Raw genomic sequence first — 15,779 nt, 5'->3', positions numbered from 1 at the left:
TGTTGGCAAAGGAAGCCGGGCATGGCCCGGCACTACCCTCAACGAACGGAGCATGCGCATGTCCCGCTTCGCCAGCTTCCGCGAGTTCTACCCGTTCTATCTCAGCGAGCACCGCAACACGGTGTCGCGTCGCCTGCACTTCATCGGCAGCTGCGGCGTGCTGCTGCTGGTCGCCGCCGCCGTGCTGCGAGGGCAGCCGCTGCTGCTGTTGGCTGCACTGGCCTGCGGCTACGGCTTTGCCTGGGTCGGCCACTTCTTCTTCGAGAAGAACCGCCCTGCAACCTTCCGCCATCCGCTGTATTCCTTCATCGGTGACTGGGTGATGTTCGCCGACATCCTGCGCGGCAGGGTGAAATGGTGATGTTGCCCGGGGAGCTGGCCCGCGCTGCGTGATTCAACGCGCCGTGCAGCCCAGCATCGCCAGGTCGATCGAATCGGCCATGCGCCGGTAGCCCTCGTCGTTCGGGTGCAGGTGATCGCGGGTGATGCCGGCTGGCAGTGATTCCGGCTGTTTCGGATCACGCAGCGCCGCATCGAAATCCACCACGCCATCGAAGCCGGTGTCCTTGCCACGCGCCCACTGGTTGATCGCGGTACGGGTGGCGGCCGATACCGGTTCGTAGCGCTCCGAATCGCCGAAGGGCGTCAGTGTGCCGAGATGAGCGCGGATGCCATGCGCATGCAGTCGTGCGGCCACCTGGCGGTAGCCCAGCAGCATGTCCGTCGTGCTGCGTCCCGGCAGCGGCTGTGCACCGCCACCGTGGCGGATGTCATTGATGCCTTCGAACAGGATCACCTGGTCGGCGTCGGCAACCGCGATAACGTCGCGATCCAGCCGTGACAGCGCGCTGTGGCTGCGGCCATGGTCCAGCAGCTTGTTGCCGCTGATGCCTTGGTTGAGCACCACGAAGCGGTCCGGGCAGGCCTGCTGCAGACGCTGGCCCAACCGCTCGGGCCATTGGTTGAAGGAGCCACGCGAGGCCGTCGCACCTTCGGTGATGGAATCACCCAGGGCCACGATCACCTGCGGCCGATCCGCGCGCTGCACCAGCACGGCCGAGAACACATTCTGCTGGTAACCCACGCGCACGCTGTCGGCCACCGCATCCTGCTTGCCGTCGGCCACCCGCACCACGGTGCGGCGCACCGCAGGGCGGGTGGGCTGCGGGAAGTACGCGGTCACGCTGATCTCCTGCAGTGCGGCGACCTGCAATGGCAACGCATCACTCAGCAGCGCGGCACCCACTGGTACGTCGATGGACGCGCGTCCATCGACGGTGACCGGTAGCGCTGTCGCCCTGCCATCCTTCAGGCGCACCCGTACCTCTTCCACATGCAGCGGCGTGGTGCCCAGCTCGTTGCTGATGCGCAGACGCAGCGCATCGCCCTTGCTGCCCAGGCGCATGTCCTGGCGCACGGTCTGCGCGGCGAACTGTACGGGCGCGTCGGCGCTGCCATCCTTGCGGTCAGGCGCGGGCGAGGCGGTCCAGGCGGTGACCCAGACCGGTGCGGCCAGCGCCACGGGGGCGGCCACGGCGCTGCCGATGGCCAGGGAAAGCAGGGTGATCCAGCGCTGCATGGGCTTCGGTCCGGTCAGGAGAAGTAGGTGCCGCCGTTGACGTCCAGATTGGCGCCGGTGACGAACGCTGCTGCGTCCGACGCCAGGTACACCGCTGCATCGGCGGCTTCGTCCGGCAGCCCCTGGCGACGCAGCGGCGTCGCGCCGGCCACCGCCGTGCGCACTTCCGGCTTGGTGAATTCATCATGGAAGCGCGTGGCGATCATGCCGCAGCACAGCGCATTCACGCGGATGCCCTTCGGCCCCAGCTCCTTTGCCATGGCCCGGGTGAAGGTCATCACGCCGGCCTTTGCGGTGGCGTAGATCGCCGCGCCAGGGCCACCGCCATCGCGACCGGCCTGCGAGGCGAAGTTCACGATCGCCGCACCTTCGCCCATGTGCGGTACCACGGCGTGGGTGGTCAGGTAGGTGGAGGTCAGGTTGAGGTCGATGACCTTGTGGAAGAACGCGGGATCGATGTCGGCCAGCGGACGACGCTCGACCATGCCGCCGGCCACGTTCACCAGCACATCGATGCGCTGGCCGAATGCAGCCTGGGTTGCTGCGACCAGACCGGCCACCGCGGCCGGATCGGTGACGTCGGCGCGGTGAGCGATGGCCTGGCCACCGGCCGCCTTGATCAGCGCCAGCGTTTCCTGTGCGCTGGCTTCGTCGTTGGCGTAATTGAGGCAGACGCGTGCACCGGCCGCAGCCAGCTTGATCGAGACGGCACGGCCGATATCACGGCCACCACCGGTGACGATGGCCACCTTGTCCTGGAACGACATGCGGGAAACTCCTTGGTTTGCGGGGGAATGCGAGGGAAAGGGGGGCTCAACCGTCGTTGCGGTCGAGCTTGTGGATTGGTCCGGTCCACCACCACAGCGCCACCAGCGACAGCGGCACCAGTGCGGCAACGAGGATGAAGATCGGTGCGTAGGAATGGCGGGTCAGCACCGGCACCAGCCAGGTGGTGATCAACGTGCCGGCCACTGCGGCCAGGCCGCCGAGACCGGCCAGCGTGCCGACCGAGCGGCCGTCGAACAGATCGCCGGGCAGGGTCTGGATGTTGCCGATGGCGATCTGGAAACCGAACAGCACCGCAGCGATCGCCAGCACCGCAAACAGCGGCTGGTTGGCCAGTACCGCACCGAGCAGGGCCGGTGCCATGATCACGCAGCCGAGCGAAATCGAAAGTTTGCGTGCGCGGTCCACGCCATGGCCGGCATTGATCAGCCGCCCCGACAGCCAGCCGCCGCTGAGGCTGCCCAGCATGGCGCCGACGAACGGCACCCAGGCGAACAGGCCGATCTGCTTGATGTCGAAGCCGAAGGTCTCGGCCAGATAGATCGGCAGCCACGATACGAACAGCCACCAGATCGGGTCCAGCAGGAAACGGCAGGCCAACATGCCCCAGCTCTGCCGGTGCGCCAGCAGCGAGCGCACGCTCACCTTGGGCGCATCCGCGCGCTGCTGGCCGGTCTGGTCTTCCATGATCAGGCGTCGCTCGGCGTCACTCACCCACGGGTGCTTGTCCGGGCCGGCGCGATAGACGAACAGCCACGGCAGCAGCCACAGGAAGCCAAGCGCACCGACCAGCACGAAGGTGCCGCGCCAGCCCAGCCACAGGTACAGGCCGGCGATGGCCGGTGCGGAAACGATGGCGCCGATGGACGCACCTGCGTTGAAGATGCCCTGTGCGAGGGCGCGCTCACGCGCGGGGAACCATTCGGCGTTGGCTTTCACCGCACCGGGCCAGGCGCCGGCTTCGCTGACGCCCAGCATCGCCCGCACTACGCTGAAGGACAGCATGGAGTGGGTGACCGAATGCAGCGCGATCGAGATCGACCACACGCTGATCGACAACGCGAACCCCAGTCGCGTCCCGATCATGTCGAACAGGCGCCCGAACAGGAACTGGCCAGCGGCGTAGAACAGCATGAACACCGTTACCAGCAGCGCGTAGTCGTCCTTGGTCGCGCCGACCTCCTTGGCGATCTCCGGCCACATCACCGCCAGCGCATTGCGGTCGATGTAGTTGATCACCGTGGCCACCGCGATCAGGCCGACGATCAGCCAGCGCACGGCCGAGCGCACCGGCACCTTGCGCAGCGTGGCCAGGGCCGAGGGGCCGTTCATCGCACGTCACCCTTGCCGCGGTCCATGCGCGCATGGCTGCCGCTCCAGCGGTAGGCATGGCCGTCCACCGTCACGCTGTGTTCGCCCTTCGCGTCGCTGTCGTCGGCCACGCCGAGTGCGATGCGTGCGCCGCTGGCCAGGCGCAGTTCGAGCACCTCGGCATCATTGCCGCGCGTTCGGATGATCTCCCTGATGCGGCTGTCGGCGCCGTGCACGTACTCGGCGGTGCCGTTGTACTCGCCATGCGGCTCCAGCACGCTGAAGAAGGTCACATCCTTCTGTCCTTCCACGCGCTGCAGCAGCGCAGGTTCGCGGCGCAGGTTGAATTCGGGATCGTTGGCGCCGCTTTCCACCAGCAACGCCTGCGATGGCGCACTGCTGCCGAAGCGATAGGTGTAGAAACGCCCGTCGAGCAGCCATGCCAGCGTGCGCGGTTCACTGCCGGCCTTGCTGCGTGCGTCCAGCCACAGGTGCTGATAGCCGTTGTCGCCGCCGAGCACCGGGCGCTGGGTGGGGAAATGCTCGGCCTCGAATCCGGTGGTGACGATATGGCCGTTGAAGTGCAGCGGCAGGTCGTAACGCGCGGCCTTGTCGCCGTGCACCTGCAGCAGGTCCAGCACCACCGGCAGGCCCAGTTCGGGGTGGCGCAGCAATGCCTGGGTGCGGGTGAATACCACGCCCGGGTAAGCATCGCGCATCGTCGCCGAAGCGATCTGGGTATCGGCGTTGGCCTGGAAGAAACGCACCGTGGGTGCATGTTCCTCACCGCGCTTCCAGTCACCCTTGAAGTGGCTCTGCTCGTTCACCACCAGGGTGTTGTGGGCCACGGTCTGCTTGGCCCAGCTGCGGTTCTCGGCCAGGTAGATGCCGCCTCGCTTGGCTTCCACGTTGAGGAAGCGCGCCGCACCGTAGTCGGTCACCACGGCATTGCCGTTGTCGTAGAACAACCAGTTGAGCTTGTCGAAGTGGCCGTGGCCCATGCCCTGCATGGTGTCCTTCTGCACCAGCGCCTGGCCGTGTTCGCCGCCCATGCGCAGGATCGCCAGACCACCGCGCTCTCCATCCGGGCCATCGCGCAGCAGCATCGGCCGGTAATCGAACGGTTTGGCCTTGTTGGCGGCCAACGCCTGCGCCACCTGCAGCCCTTCCGGCGACAGCAGCAGGCGTTTCTGCTGCTGCGCGACCGACAGCAGGCGATCATCGCCGGCCTGCGCATAGGCGATGCCGATGCCCGCCACCAGCTCTTCGGTGTCGATGCCCTTGTCCAGGATCGCATCGTTGATCGGGAAGAACAGGCCGTCGTAGCTGGTCTGCACCAGCACGTCCACCGCTTTCAGCAGCACGCCATCGCGGCGCGCGAAGATCTTCCGCTGCGGCTCGTTGCGCTCAATGGCGTTGGCGAACAGCAGGAACGGCGCCAGCGCGTAGCGCTGGTAGTAGGGGCCTTCCTCGTAATAGCCATCGGGCGAGAACAGCAGGTCGATCTGCCGCAGGAAACCGAACTGGTCATCCTTGCGGCTGCCGCGCAGCGATTTCTCCACCAGTTCCGGATCGCGCAGAACGTAGCCGGTCATGCCGGTGGCCGCCACCGCCCAGGTTGCGTGGTTGTGGATCTGGTCGTAGTTCTTCGGCTCGCTGGCCAGGAACTCGGCCATCGGCCGGAACACCTGCGATTCGATGGTCTGCCGATCCTGCGGCGACAGCGCATCGCGGATCGCGTCGTAGCCCTGGATGGCGTTGACCAGCCAGACCGAATCGTTGAGCACCTGCCAGAACACCCGGCCGGGAATCTGCCCGCGTCCTTCCGGATGCGGGCCGAGGGTCGGGTAGAGCTTGGCGTACTGCAGCAGCATGTCGCGCGAATAGGTGACATAGGCCTTGTCGCCGGTCAGCCGGTACAGGGTGCCGGCGGCCAGCAGTGCCTGGTAGTTGCGCTTGTGCTGCTCATGGGTGCGACCGCCGCCCTTGTCCTTCGGCACCGGCACGTCGATGCCGGCCTTCATCATCTTCTGCAGCGATTTCTGCGTACGCGCCTGCTCCTTGGCGAACCACGGGTAGCGGCTGCCCTCGCTGGCCATCTGCTGCCACTGCGCAGCGGTCACCAGGACCGGCGCGGTATCGCCTTGTCGCGCGGCTGCGGCAGGTGCCGCGTGCAGCGGTGCCGTCGGCATCAGGGCGAAGGGAGCGGCGAGGGCAAGGGCGAGCGCCAGGCGGTGGGAACACAGGGACAGCGGCTGCAACCTCATCGATCAACTCCGGTGCTGGTGCGTGACAGGGCAACCTCGCCCACCTTGGGATACCAGTCCACCCCCGTCTGTTCGCGCGGGGTCATCGCCAGCGCCGGATCGGCGCCGATGGTGGGCAGCGGCGTTGCCGGCACCCACAGGCCGCTGGCGGCCTGCTGCAGGGCGATGCTGGCGCTGCTCACTCCGCCCGGGAATACGCTGCTGGCCTGCGGCGACTGCACGTTGTTGCTGAAGGCGATGCCCGCCAGCGAGCTGGCCGCATTCGGTGGATTCTTGCTGGTGCGGTTGACGATCAGGTTGCCGCTGAAGTGGCTGTTGCTGGCCGCGACCACGATCCCCTTGGCCTCGTCGTGGCCAACGCCGAAGCTGATCTTCGCCACGTCGACAAAAGTGTTGCGGCTGATGGTTGCGTTGACCACCGGCGCATAGCCGGACAGTGGCGGATTGGCCTGTGCGTCCATCACCGCCAGCGCCGAACGGTTGCTGGAGCCGGCCAGCCGTTCGAAGTAGTTGTTGCTGACGGTCTGGTCGGCATTGATGATGCGCACGCCGCCGGTGCCGGCCTTGTCGTCGCCGAGGAAGAGGTTGTCGATCACCCGGTTGCCGTTGCCATGGCGCAGGGTCAGCGCGCCGGCCGAACGATAGAACACGTTGCCGCGGAAGGTATTGCCGCCGGACTTGTTGGAGACGATCTCGGTCTCGCCATCGCAGCCCTCGAACCAGTTGTTCTCGACAGTGCTGTTGGAATCGCTCAGCGAGGTGTCGCTGGTGCCGACGCGGATCGTTTCGCCGCCATTGACGCCCAGTGCAGGGCGCGGGCCGAACCAGTTGTGGTCGATGCGGTGCTGGTTGTCCAGGCCTTGGGTGGCATCGCGCACCACCACCACCGTCGGGCCAGCGTTGGTCTTGCCACGCAGCTGGCTGTGGTCGAGGCGGTTGTTGCTGCCGTACACCGACACCCAGTAGTCCTGGTCGCTGCCATCGGGGTTGCTGTAGTCATCGATGACCAGGCCGGTGACGCGGCTGTGGCTGGCTACCGCCTTGCTCGACTCGCGGAAGGCCACCACCGCGTCACCCGGGGTGTAGCCGTTGCGGAACACCAGGTTGGAGACCTGCAGGTAGCTGCCGGCCAGGCGCAGGTCCGACGCCCCGCTGAGGATCACCTTGCCGGGTGTCTGCGCGCGCAGCACGATCGGTGCGGCGGCCGTGCCCTGGCCCTTCAGCAGCAGGCGCGCGTCGGTCCAGGTGCCATCGGCCAGCACGATCTCATCGCCAGGCTGCAGGGCGGCAGCGGCGGTGGCGAACGCGCCGACGTCGTGTACGAGCCAGCTGGCAGCTGTTGCCGGCGAACTGGTCAGGCATGTTGCCAGTCCAATTGCCAGGCAATATCCAAGCGCAGGTTTCGAAAGGCGGTGCGAAGTCGATTGAATGCGCATGAAGTCCTTCCAGAGACGGCGATGCCGCGGTTTCAGAGTGGGTGTGCATACCACTTGTTGGGTGTGTTGTAAGCCACGTTGCGCGCAAAGTCATGCTGCATCAGCACATGAAATGGCGGGCAACCGGTCTGAATCAAAGGTATTACGAAAAATCCAGTCCAGTTGGTTGACATTTCTGTGTCGGCGTGTCGAAGCTGCGTCCCACGCCTACCGTCCGGGCGATCCTTTGGGAGGAGGAAAACCATGCGGCAACCTGCCGGAGTTGTACGTCGTACACCGTTGTCACCCACACCACTGATCGTGGCACTGCTCGCTGCGCTGGCCGCTTCGCCGGCCGTACAGGCGCAGTCTGCCGCTACCGGTTCCGGGCAGGACGCCACCACCCTGGACCAGGTCCAGGTCACCGGCATCCGCGAGTCGATGCAGAGTTCGATCAACAAGAAGCGGGACGACACGGTGATCGCCGATGTGTTGTCGGCCGATGACATCGGCGACCTGCCCGCGCCATCGCTGGCCGATGCGATCGAAACGCTGACCGGTGCAGCCTCGACCCGCGACAAGACCGGCGCGTCGGAAATCTCGATCCGTGGGCTTGGCGCATTCCTCAGCAGCACCAACTTCAATGGCCGCGAGATCACCAACGGCAGCGGCGACCGCTCGGTGAACTTCAACATGTTCCCAGCCGAGCTGATCAACACGGTGGCGATCTACAAGACCCAGCGTGCCGACATCATCGAAGGCGGTGTCGCCGGCACCATCGGGCTGGAGACGGTCAAGCCGCTGGAGTACGGCAAGCGCTCGGCGCAGATCGATCTGCGTGGCAGCTGGGCCGAGTATGACAAGAAGTACCGCGACGACGATGGCATCGGCTATCGCGGTACCGCCAGCTACATCGACCAGTTCGAATTCGGCAACGGCCAGAAGCTCGGTATCTCGCTGGGCATCCAGCGGCTGGAGGGCACCGATCCGGAGGAGAGCATTACCAGCGGCTCCACCTGGTATGCCTGCGACGGCAGGCAGAACGTGGCCAATGCCAACTGCAGTGAAGTCAGCGCCCAGGCCATCGCCAACGGTGCCCCGTATTACCTGGTGCCCAGCAGCCGCATCTATCGCATGAAGCAGGAACGCAATGATCGCCAGAGCGAGTTCGCGGCGCTCCAGTGGCGGCCCAACGACGTGGTCGAGGTCAACCTCGATTTCGAGCATACCGAGCGCAACTGGGACGAGAACCGCAGCGACCTGAGCCTGTCCAACGCGCGTCGCGGCATCACCCAGCGTGACGTGGACGAGGACGGCATCGTCCGCCACCTGCATGGCAGCACCTCCATCGATTCGACCTCCAACCGCTATTGGCGTGGCGAGGAGTACACCGGTGGCGGCCTCAACCTGATCCTGCGCCCGAGCCCGGCCTGGGAGCTGTCCACCGATCTTTCCTATTCGCATACCAACCGCCTGGACAGCGAGCGCATGACCCGGCTGCGCGCCAACCAGCGCGACGTCAACAACGCCATCGTGCCGGGCATCAGCAGCGGCGCCACCGGCTATGTCGACTACGACTGGGACTGGCATGGCGAGGTGCCGAGCGTGGCGCTGGCGCCGAACTTCGATCCCAACAACTGGGATGCCTACACCGGTGCAGCGCGGGTCACCTCCAGCGCTACCGAGAACGACCACAAGATCAAGGCTGGCCGCTTCGATGCCAGCTTCATGCCCGAGTCCGGTTTCTTCACCCGAATCAAGGGCGGCGTGCGCGCCAGCCAGGCCGACTACCGCCTGCGCGACAACACCCTGGTGACCGACTACGACCAGCGCGTTGCGGCAGACAAGGCGAAGATCATTGCCGCCAATCGTGCCTGCCGTGCACCGTTCCCGCAGGATGACTTCATGGATGCGGCCAGCGGCAACACGATCTCCTCGTGGGCGTACTTCGATCCGAGCTGCCTCTACGAGTCCTTCCGCGGCACCAGCGACAGCGGCCTAGATCCGGATTTCCAGGATCCGAACAACGTCGATGTGACCGAGAAAACCCGCGCGCTGTACCTGATGGGCGAGTTCAGCAGCACACTGTTCGGGCTGCCGGTCACCGGCAATGTCGGCCTGCGCTGGGTCAAGACCGATGTGCGCTCGGAAGGTGTGCGCACCGACCTGGCGATCATCGACAACGGCGACGGCACGATCCGCCTGCAGCCCACGGGTGATTTCACCACCCAGGTGTTCAAGTCGGGCAACGACAAGCTGCTGCCAAGCGTGAATGCCGCCTTCGAGCTGAAGCCGGACCTGCTTCTGCGGGTGGGCGCGTATCGGGCGATGTCACGCCCGGATATCGCCGCACTCGGTGCCGGTCGAACCATCAATGTCAGCAGCGATGCCACCTATACCGGCCTGGCCGACGCGCTGGACGACATCAGTGCCAGCGGCAATCCGGCCGCACAGCCGTTGATGTCCTGGAACGGTGATGTCTCGCTGGAGTGGTATGCGAACCCGGACACGCTGCTGGCCGGTGCGGTGTACTGGAAGCAGTTCAACGGCGGCACCGCCACCGCGCTGGTGCCGGAAACCTACACCATCAACGGACAGACGGTGACCGTGCCGGTGCGCCAGCAGGTGACCACCGATGAGGACAGCACCCTGACCGGTATCGAGCTCAGTGCCACGCACCGGTTCTCGTACCTGCCCAAGCCGTTCGATGGCCTCGGCTTCAAGGTCAGCTACAACTATGCCGACGCCGACTACCAGACCCAGGATTCGCGGTTGGGCGAGCAGTTGGCCGCCGACGGATCGATCATCCCGGCCATCGTGCCGCCGGCCGGCCTGAGCGGATTCTCGCGGCACGTGCTGTCCGGTTCGATCTATTGGGACGTGGGCCGCTTCAACATCCAGGCCATCGGCAAGTTCCGTTCGCACTATTACCAGGACTTCACCGGCAACACGGCGCAGCAGAACCGCTATTACGATGACAACACCAGCGTCGACCTGCGCCTGCGCTACCGGGTGAACAAGCAGCTGTCGCTGTCGCTGGAACTGATGAACCTGACCAACGAGCCACGCGTGGCGTACCAGCCGCTTTACGGGAATTTCCGCGAGGTGGTGAGCTACGGGCGGCGTGCGTATTTCGGTGTACGATACAAGTTCTGAACAGGGCGGCGCGGCCAATGGTCGCGCCGTCGCTCCAACCGGACCCGCACCGTGCCCGGTGGCCGGGGACGGGCCCGGAGGGAACCGCCAAGGGTCAGCCGCATGTCCGCCAACCGTCTCTACCAGACCATCGCCGCCAAGCTCCGCAAGCTGATCGAAGATGGCGAATATCCGTCGGGTTCGCGCCTGCCGGGCGAACGTGAACTTGCCGAACGCTTCGGCGTCAGCAGGGTCACCATCCGCGAGGCGGAAATCGCCCTGGAAGCGCAGGGCTGGATCGCGATCCGTATCGGCTCGGGTGTCTATGTGAAGCCGCGCCCGGCACAGGCTGCCGGCGGGCTGCCCGATATCAGCGCCTTCGACCTGACCGCTGCGCGTGCCGTGTTCGAGGCAGAAGCCGCCGCGCTGGCGGCAAGCAATATCGATGAGGCCGGCATCGCCGAGCTGCAGGTGCTGGCCGAAGCACTGTGCCGGCGTGACCTCAGCGATGAAGAGGCCGGCGACTACGATCGCCGCTTCCATCTGACCATCGCCCGCCTGTCGGGCAATCCGGTGGTCGAGTATTTCGTGCAGCAGATCTGGCGCATGCGCAGTGAGCTGCCGCGGGTGACCGAGGTCTATGCCCGGGTGTGCCATGACGATGGTGCCAGCCGCGCCGACGAGCACATGGCGATCTTCGAAGGTCTGCGCGCGCGCGATCCGGTCGCGGCACGCAATGCGATGCGGCATCACTTCCAGCGCCTGTTCGAGGCGATGCTGGAGGCGACCGAAAGCCAGGCGCTGGCCGAGATCCGCCGGCAGACCCAGCAGGACCGCGAGCGCTTCCTGGCCACGACCCGGATCTGACCGGGCCCATGCTGTAGAGCCGGGCCACGCTCTGCTGCTTTCCGCTGGAACCTCCCGCACCCGCACTGCCTGCATCCGCGCGCTATGCTGGGCTCCGGACGTCTCCCATAAGGAAAGCGCGATGTTCCCGACCATGTTCTTCAGCGCGGTACTGGCCTTCGTGGCCGTGGTCATCCTGTTCAAGGCGGTACGGATGGTGCCGCAGGGTTATGAGTGGACCGTCGAGCGGTTCGGCCGTTACACCCACACGATGTCGCCCGGCCTGCATTTCCTGATCCCGATCGTCTACGGGGTGGGGCGCAAGGTGAACATGATGGAGCAGGTGCTGGACGTGCCCGGCCAGGAAGTGATCACCAAGGACAACGCCGCCGTGCGCGTCGATGGCGTGGTGTTCTTCCAGGTACTGGACGCGGCCAAGGCCGCCTACGAGGTGTCGGTGCTGGAAGTGGCGATGATCGCCCTGGTGCAGACCAACATCCGTACCGTGATCGGCTCGATGGACCTGGATGAATCACTCAGCCAGCGCGAGGTGATCAACGCCAAGCTGCTCAGTGTGGTCGACCATGCGACCAATCCCTGGGGCGTGAAGGTCAACCGCATCGAGATCCGCGACATCCAGCCGCCGCGCGACCTGCTCGATGCGATGGCGCGGCAGATGAAGGCCGAGCGCGAGAAGCGCGCACAGATCCTCGAGGCGGAAGGTTCCCGACAGTCCGAGATCCTGCGTGCCGAAGGCGAGAAGCAGGCCACGGTGCTGGAAGCGGAGGGGCGGCGCGAGGCCGCGTTCCGCGACGCCGAAGCGCGTGAGCGCCTGGCCGAAGCCGAAGCCAAGGCGACCCAGGTGGTGTCGGCGGCGATCGCCGACGGCGACGTCCAGGCCATCAACTACTTCATCGCACAGAAGTATGTGGAAGCGTTCAAGGAACTGGCCACGTCGCCGAACCAGAAGCTGGTGCTGATGCCGATGGAAGCCAGCGGCGTGATTGGTTCGATCGCCGGCGTGGCCGAGCTTGCCAAGCAGGCGCTGTCCAACCAGGAAACCCGGTCGCCGGCCAAGCGGCCGCCGCCGATTGGAGGCTGACATGCGCTGGGAAGTCGTTGCCTGGGGTGCGTTGGCGTTGTTGCTGTTCGCCGCCGAAGCGCTGGCGCCCGGCGCGTTCATGCTGTGGATCGGCATCGGTGCGGCGGCGGTGTTCGCGCTGGTGGCGGTGTTCGCCGATATCCCGGTGTTGTGGCAGGTGGTCGCCTTCGTGGTGCTGAGCGTGCTGTCGATCCAGTGCTACCGGCGCTGGGGCAAGCCGCGTGCGCGGCAGAGCGACGCGCCGCTGCTGAACCGTCGCGCTGAACAACTGGTCGGCCGGGTGGTGCCATTGCAGCAGGCCATCGTCGGCGGGCAGGGCCGGGTCAGCATCGATGACGCGTCGTGGCAGGTGAGTGGGCCGGAGCTGCCGGCCGGCACGCTGGTTCGGGTAGTGGCGGTGCAGGGCAGTGCGCTGGTGGTCGAAGCTGCCGGCTGAGTTTTCCAGCCAACGGCGCAGCCCCTCGTGGGTGGTCGCTGAAAGCAAAAGCAGATGCTGGGTTGGGTTGGGTCGGGCGGGTGGGCTGTGCAGGGGACGCCGCAAGTACGTCCTTGTAGGCTTGGCCGCGCCATCCATGGCGCGGACACCCCTGCCCAGCCCACCCGCCCGACCTCTGACAGTTTCCGGTGGCGTCCACCCACGGAAAAGAAAATAAGAGCGAAGCAGAAGCGGGTCGCTGCGCTCGCGGGTCATGGCCGGTGTGGGATTTCTTTTCGGCAGGAAAAGAAATCCCACCCCTCTCCTTATATGTATCGACATCATATGTATCGACATCCACAACCGCTCTTGCCTTCCGTCCCGTCTCCGGGAACCTGTCGGGGTGGGGCGGTGTGGGGTGGAGGGACCGCAGGCGCCATGGATGGCGCCTACGAGCCTACAGGGACGTACTTGCGGCGTGTCCCGCAACCCCACATCGCCCCACCACCCCACAGACGTCGCCGAGCCGATGCGCTTTGGCCGTTGCCGTTGCCTGGCTTGTAGAAAGCACCCGCCGGCCGCAGGCCGGCCAACATCCCCCGCTGCGCTGCGGCGCGACCTGCGGCCGACCGATCTGGGATAATGCGCGTTCTTGTTTCCTCTGCTGCCGGACCCGGTCATGACCCAGAAGACGCTGCTCAACGATACCCACCGCGCCCTTGGCGCCAAGATGGTCGATTTCGGGGGTTGGGACATGCCCATCCACTACGGCTCGCAGCTGGACGAGCACCACCTGGTGCGTCGTGAATCGGGCGTGTTCGACGTCAGCCACATGACCGTGGTCGACCTGCGCGGCGACCAGGTCAAGCCGTTCCTGCGCCGCCTGCTGGCCAACTCGGTCGACAAGCTCAAGGCCACCGGCAAGGCGCTGTACTCGTGCATGCTGAATCCGCAGGGCGGCGTCATCGATGACCTGATCGTCTATTACCTGGGCGAAGACTTCTTCCGCATGGTGGTCAACGCCTCCACCCGCGAGAAGGATCTGGCGTGGCTGCGCGAGCAGGCGGCGCCGTTCAACGTCTCCGTCGAGCAGCGTCCGGACCTGGCGATCCTCGCCGTGCAGGGTCCGCAGGCGCGCGACATCGTCATCGGCCTGGCCGGCGAAGCCGACCGTGAGTCGCTGGGCAAGCTCGGCCGCTTCGCCGCGCTGCAGGTGCAGTCCGATGACGGCGTTGAACTGTTCGTCGCCCGCACCGGCTACACCGGCGAAGACGGTTTCGAGATCCTGCTGCCGCAGGATGCCGTGGTCGCGTTCTGGAACCGCCTGCTTGCTGCTGGCGTGAAGCCGGCCGGCCTCGGCGCGCGCGACACCCTGCGCCTGGAAGCCGGCATGAATCTGTACGGCCAGGACATGGACGAAGCGATCAGCCCGTACGAGGCGGCGCTGGCCTGGACGGTGTCGCTGGACGAAGGTCGCGACTTCATCGGTCGCGACGTGCTGGAGGCGCAGAAGGCGGCCGGCAACGCACGTCAGATGATCGGCCTGGTGATGGATGAGAAGGGCGTGCTGCGCCATGGCCAGGCGGTCACCACGGCCGGCGGCCAGGGCGAGATCCTGTCCGGCACCTTCTCGCCGACCCTGACCAAGGGCATCGCATTCGCGCGCGTACCGGCCGGTGAACTCGGTCAGGTCACCGTCGACATCCGCGGCCGCCAGGTGCCGGTGCGGGTGGTCAAGTTCCCGTTCGTGCGCGAAGGCCAGGCCCAGCCCGGCGTGCTCACCGACGCGTGATCCAAACGTGCCGGTCGTCACTGCCAGCAGTGGCGGCCGGTTGGTTACACTAGCCCCGTTTTTTCCACCCCCTGCATATCTCTGGAGCAGTCCCATGAGCGAGATCCCCGGCGACCTCAAGTTCCTCAAGTCCCATGAGTGGGCCCGTGTCGAAGGCAATGGCCGCGTTACCGTCGGTATTTCCGACCACGCTCAGGGCCTGCTGGGTGACCTGGTCTACGTCGAGCTGCCGGAAGTCGGCACGACCGCCAAGGCCAACGAGCAGATCGCGGTCGTCGAGTCGGTGAAGGCCGCCTCCGACGTCTACAGCCCGATCAGCGGCACCATCGTCGAGGTCAACTCGGCGCTGGCCGACAAGCCGGAAACCATCAACGAGGACGCCTACGGCGAAGGCTGGATGTTCGTGGTCGAAGTGTCCAACAGCGAAGAGCTCAACGAGCTGCTGGACCCGGACGCGTACGCCGAAGGCCTGGAAGACGAAGAGCACTGAGTCGTCGTTTCCCCGGTACGAAAACGGCCACCCTCGGGTGGCCGTTTTCGTTTTGGAGGACGCGTCGAACTTATGCCGACCGGTTCGCCGCATGCCATCGCCATGGCATCAGCCGGAGTTGAGCGCGGCCAAAAGGCGTGCGCAGTTTTGCGCAAATCCGCGTTTCCACCCCCGCGGCGGCGCGCCCGGATGTGAAAAGTTTTTGGCCTTGTTGCAGGTCCGTTGTGCTGGCGTTGGCGAGTGCATCGCCGTGCACGACCACGTCGCCGTGTGGCGTTCCACTCCAGACCTCTACATGACGCAGAGTGCTTGTTTCAAGTGTTTTTTCTTCGCTGTTCGTACGCAGCCGATGGCAGCGACGATGCGCGATGCCGTGTTTGACGGCGCTCGCGGAGGAACATCGGCAGGCGCGGGAAGGGCTCCCGGGACGCGGCGGATGTGAAAATTTTTCGCGGGGGTTGTTGACAGTAAAAAAAACCGTGATTAGGTTTCGCCTCAGCAGACCTTGCCTGCCAAACCGAGTGCGAAGAATCAATCGTCCGATGCGAAGCAGCCCCTCGAAGACCACCGCGATCCTCAAGACGGTGGACATGGCCCCGCTTCCCCCGGAGAAATGCAAGGCGACCCCTGTTCCGATGCCT

General features: G+C 65.7%; 13 protein-coding genes. 7 read left to right on the top strand and 6 right to left on the bottom strand.

The window, feature by feature from the left end:
* Positions 1–58: 58 nt before the first annotated feature.
* A complete protein-coding gene (locus QP457_RS16665; protein ID WP_180166112.1) occupies positions 59–361 on the top strand; it encodes a DUF962 domain-containing protein in 303 nt (100 codons plus the stop codon).
* Between the two features lie 33 nt (positions 362–394).
* On the opposite strand, the gene QP457_RS16660 is transcribed toward QP457_RS16665, so the two are convergent.
* The 5 genes from QP457_RS16660 to QP457_RS16640 are packed head-to-tail and all read right to left on the bottom strand — an operon-like array spanning position 395 to position 7,379.
* Positions 395–1,579 (bottom strand): GDSL-type esterase/lipase family protein, encoded by a 1,185-nt coding sequence (locus QP457_RS16660; protein WP_205406153.1) that lies wholly within the window; start codon positions 1,577–1,579, stop codon positions 395–397.
* A 14-nt stretch (positions 1,580–1,593) separates the two neighbouring features.
* Positions 1,594–2,346 carry a glucose 1-dehydrogenase gene (locus tag QP457_RS16655; RefSeq protein WP_089236518.1) on the bottom strand — a complete coding sequence of 251 codons (753 nt, stop codon included), beginning with the start codon at positions 2,344–2,346 and terminating at the stop codon, positions 1,594–1,596.
* 46 nt (positions 2,347–2,392) lie between these two features.
* Positions 2,393–3,697: an MFS transporter gene (locus QP457_RS16650; protein ID WP_180166118.1), complete on the bottom strand. Its 1,305-nt coding sequence runs from the start codon at positions 3,695–3,697 to the stop codon at positions 2,393–2,395.
* A complete protein-coding gene (locus tag QP457_RS16645; RefSeq protein WP_205406152.1) occupies positions 3,694–5,943 on the bottom strand; it encodes an oligoalginate lyase in 2,250 nt (749 codons plus the stop codon). Before QP457_RS16645 ends, QP457_RS16650 begins: the two co-directional genes overlap by 4 nt.
* The gene (locus QP457_RS16640) at positions 5,940–7,379 is read right to left on the bottom strand and encodes a polysaccharide lyase 6 family protein (RefSeq protein WP_205406151.1); all 1,440 of its coding nucleotides are present in this window, start codon (positions 7,377–7,379) and stop codon (positions 5,940–5,942) included. Before QP457_RS16640 ends, QP457_RS16645 begins: the two co-directional genes overlap by 4 nt.
* Positions 7,380–7,622: 243 nt before the next feature.
* On the opposite strand from QP457_RS16640, the gene QP457_RS16635 reads away from it, so the two are divergent.
* The 6 genes from QP457_RS16635 to gcvH all read left to right on the top strand — a co-directional run bounded on the left by QP457_RS16635 (position 7,623) and on the right by gcvH (position 15,138).
* Positions 7,623–10,514 (top strand): TonB-dependent receptor, encoded by a 2,892-nt coding sequence (locus QP457_RS16635; protein WP_205406150.1) that lies wholly within the window; start codon positions 7,623–7,625, stop codon positions 10,512–10,514.
* 102 nt (positions 10,515–10,616) lie between these two features.
* The gene (locus tag QP457_RS16630; protein WP_099818855.1) at positions 10,617–11,360 is read left to right on the top strand and encodes a FadR/GntR family transcriptional regulator; all 744 of its coding nucleotides are present in this window, start codon (positions 10,617–10,619) and stop codon (positions 11,358–11,360) included.
* Positions 11,361–11,481: 121 nt separating this feature from the next.
* The gene (locus QP457_RS16625) at positions 11,482–12,441 is read left to right on the top strand and encodes an SPFH domain-containing protein (RefSeq protein WP_089236512.1); all 960 of its coding nucleotides are present in this window, start codon (positions 11,482–11,484) and stop codon (positions 12,439–12,441) included.
* 1 nt (position 12,442) lies between these two features.
* Positions 12,443–12,877 (top strand): NfeD family protein, encoded by a 435-nt coding sequence (locus QP457_RS16620; protein WP_205406149.1) that lies wholly within the window; start codon positions 12,443–12,445, stop codon positions 12,875–12,877.
* A gap of 658 nt (positions 12,878–13,535) precedes the next feature.
* The gene (gene gcvT / locus QP457_RS16615) at positions 13,536–14,648 is read left to right on the top strand and encodes a glycine cleavage system aminomethyltransferase GcvT (RefSeq protein ID WP_205406148.1); all 1,113 of its coding nucleotides are present in this window, start codon (positions 13,536–13,538) and stop codon (positions 14,646–14,648) included.
* 94 nt (positions 14,649–14,742) lie between these two features.
* A complete protein-coding gene (gene gcvH / locus QP457_RS16610; RefSeq protein ID WP_180166126.1) occupies positions 14,743–15,138 on the top strand; it encodes a glycine cleavage system protein GcvH in 396 nt (131 codons plus the stop codon).
* Positions 15,139–15,208: 70 nt separating this feature from the next.
* Here gcvH and QP457_RS16605 read toward each other — a convergent pair whose 3' ends face one another.
* The gene (locus QP457_RS16605) at positions 15,209–15,730 is read right to left on the bottom strand and encodes a hypothetical protein (RefSeq protein ID WP_180166128.1); all 522 of its coding nucleotides are present in this window, start codon (positions 15,728–15,730) and stop codon (positions 15,209–15,211) included.
* Positions 15,731–15,779 lie beyond the last annotated feature (49 nt).

It is taken from the genome of Stenotrophomonas sp. As-7 (genome assembly GCF_030291015.1).
GTDB lineage: Bacteria > Pseudomonadota > Gammaproteobacteria > Xanthomonadales > Xanthomonadaceae > Stenotrophomonas > Stenotrophomonas lactitubi.
Note: the sequence above shows the minus strand (reverse complement) of the source record. Positions and strands in the feature narration are given on the sequence as shown.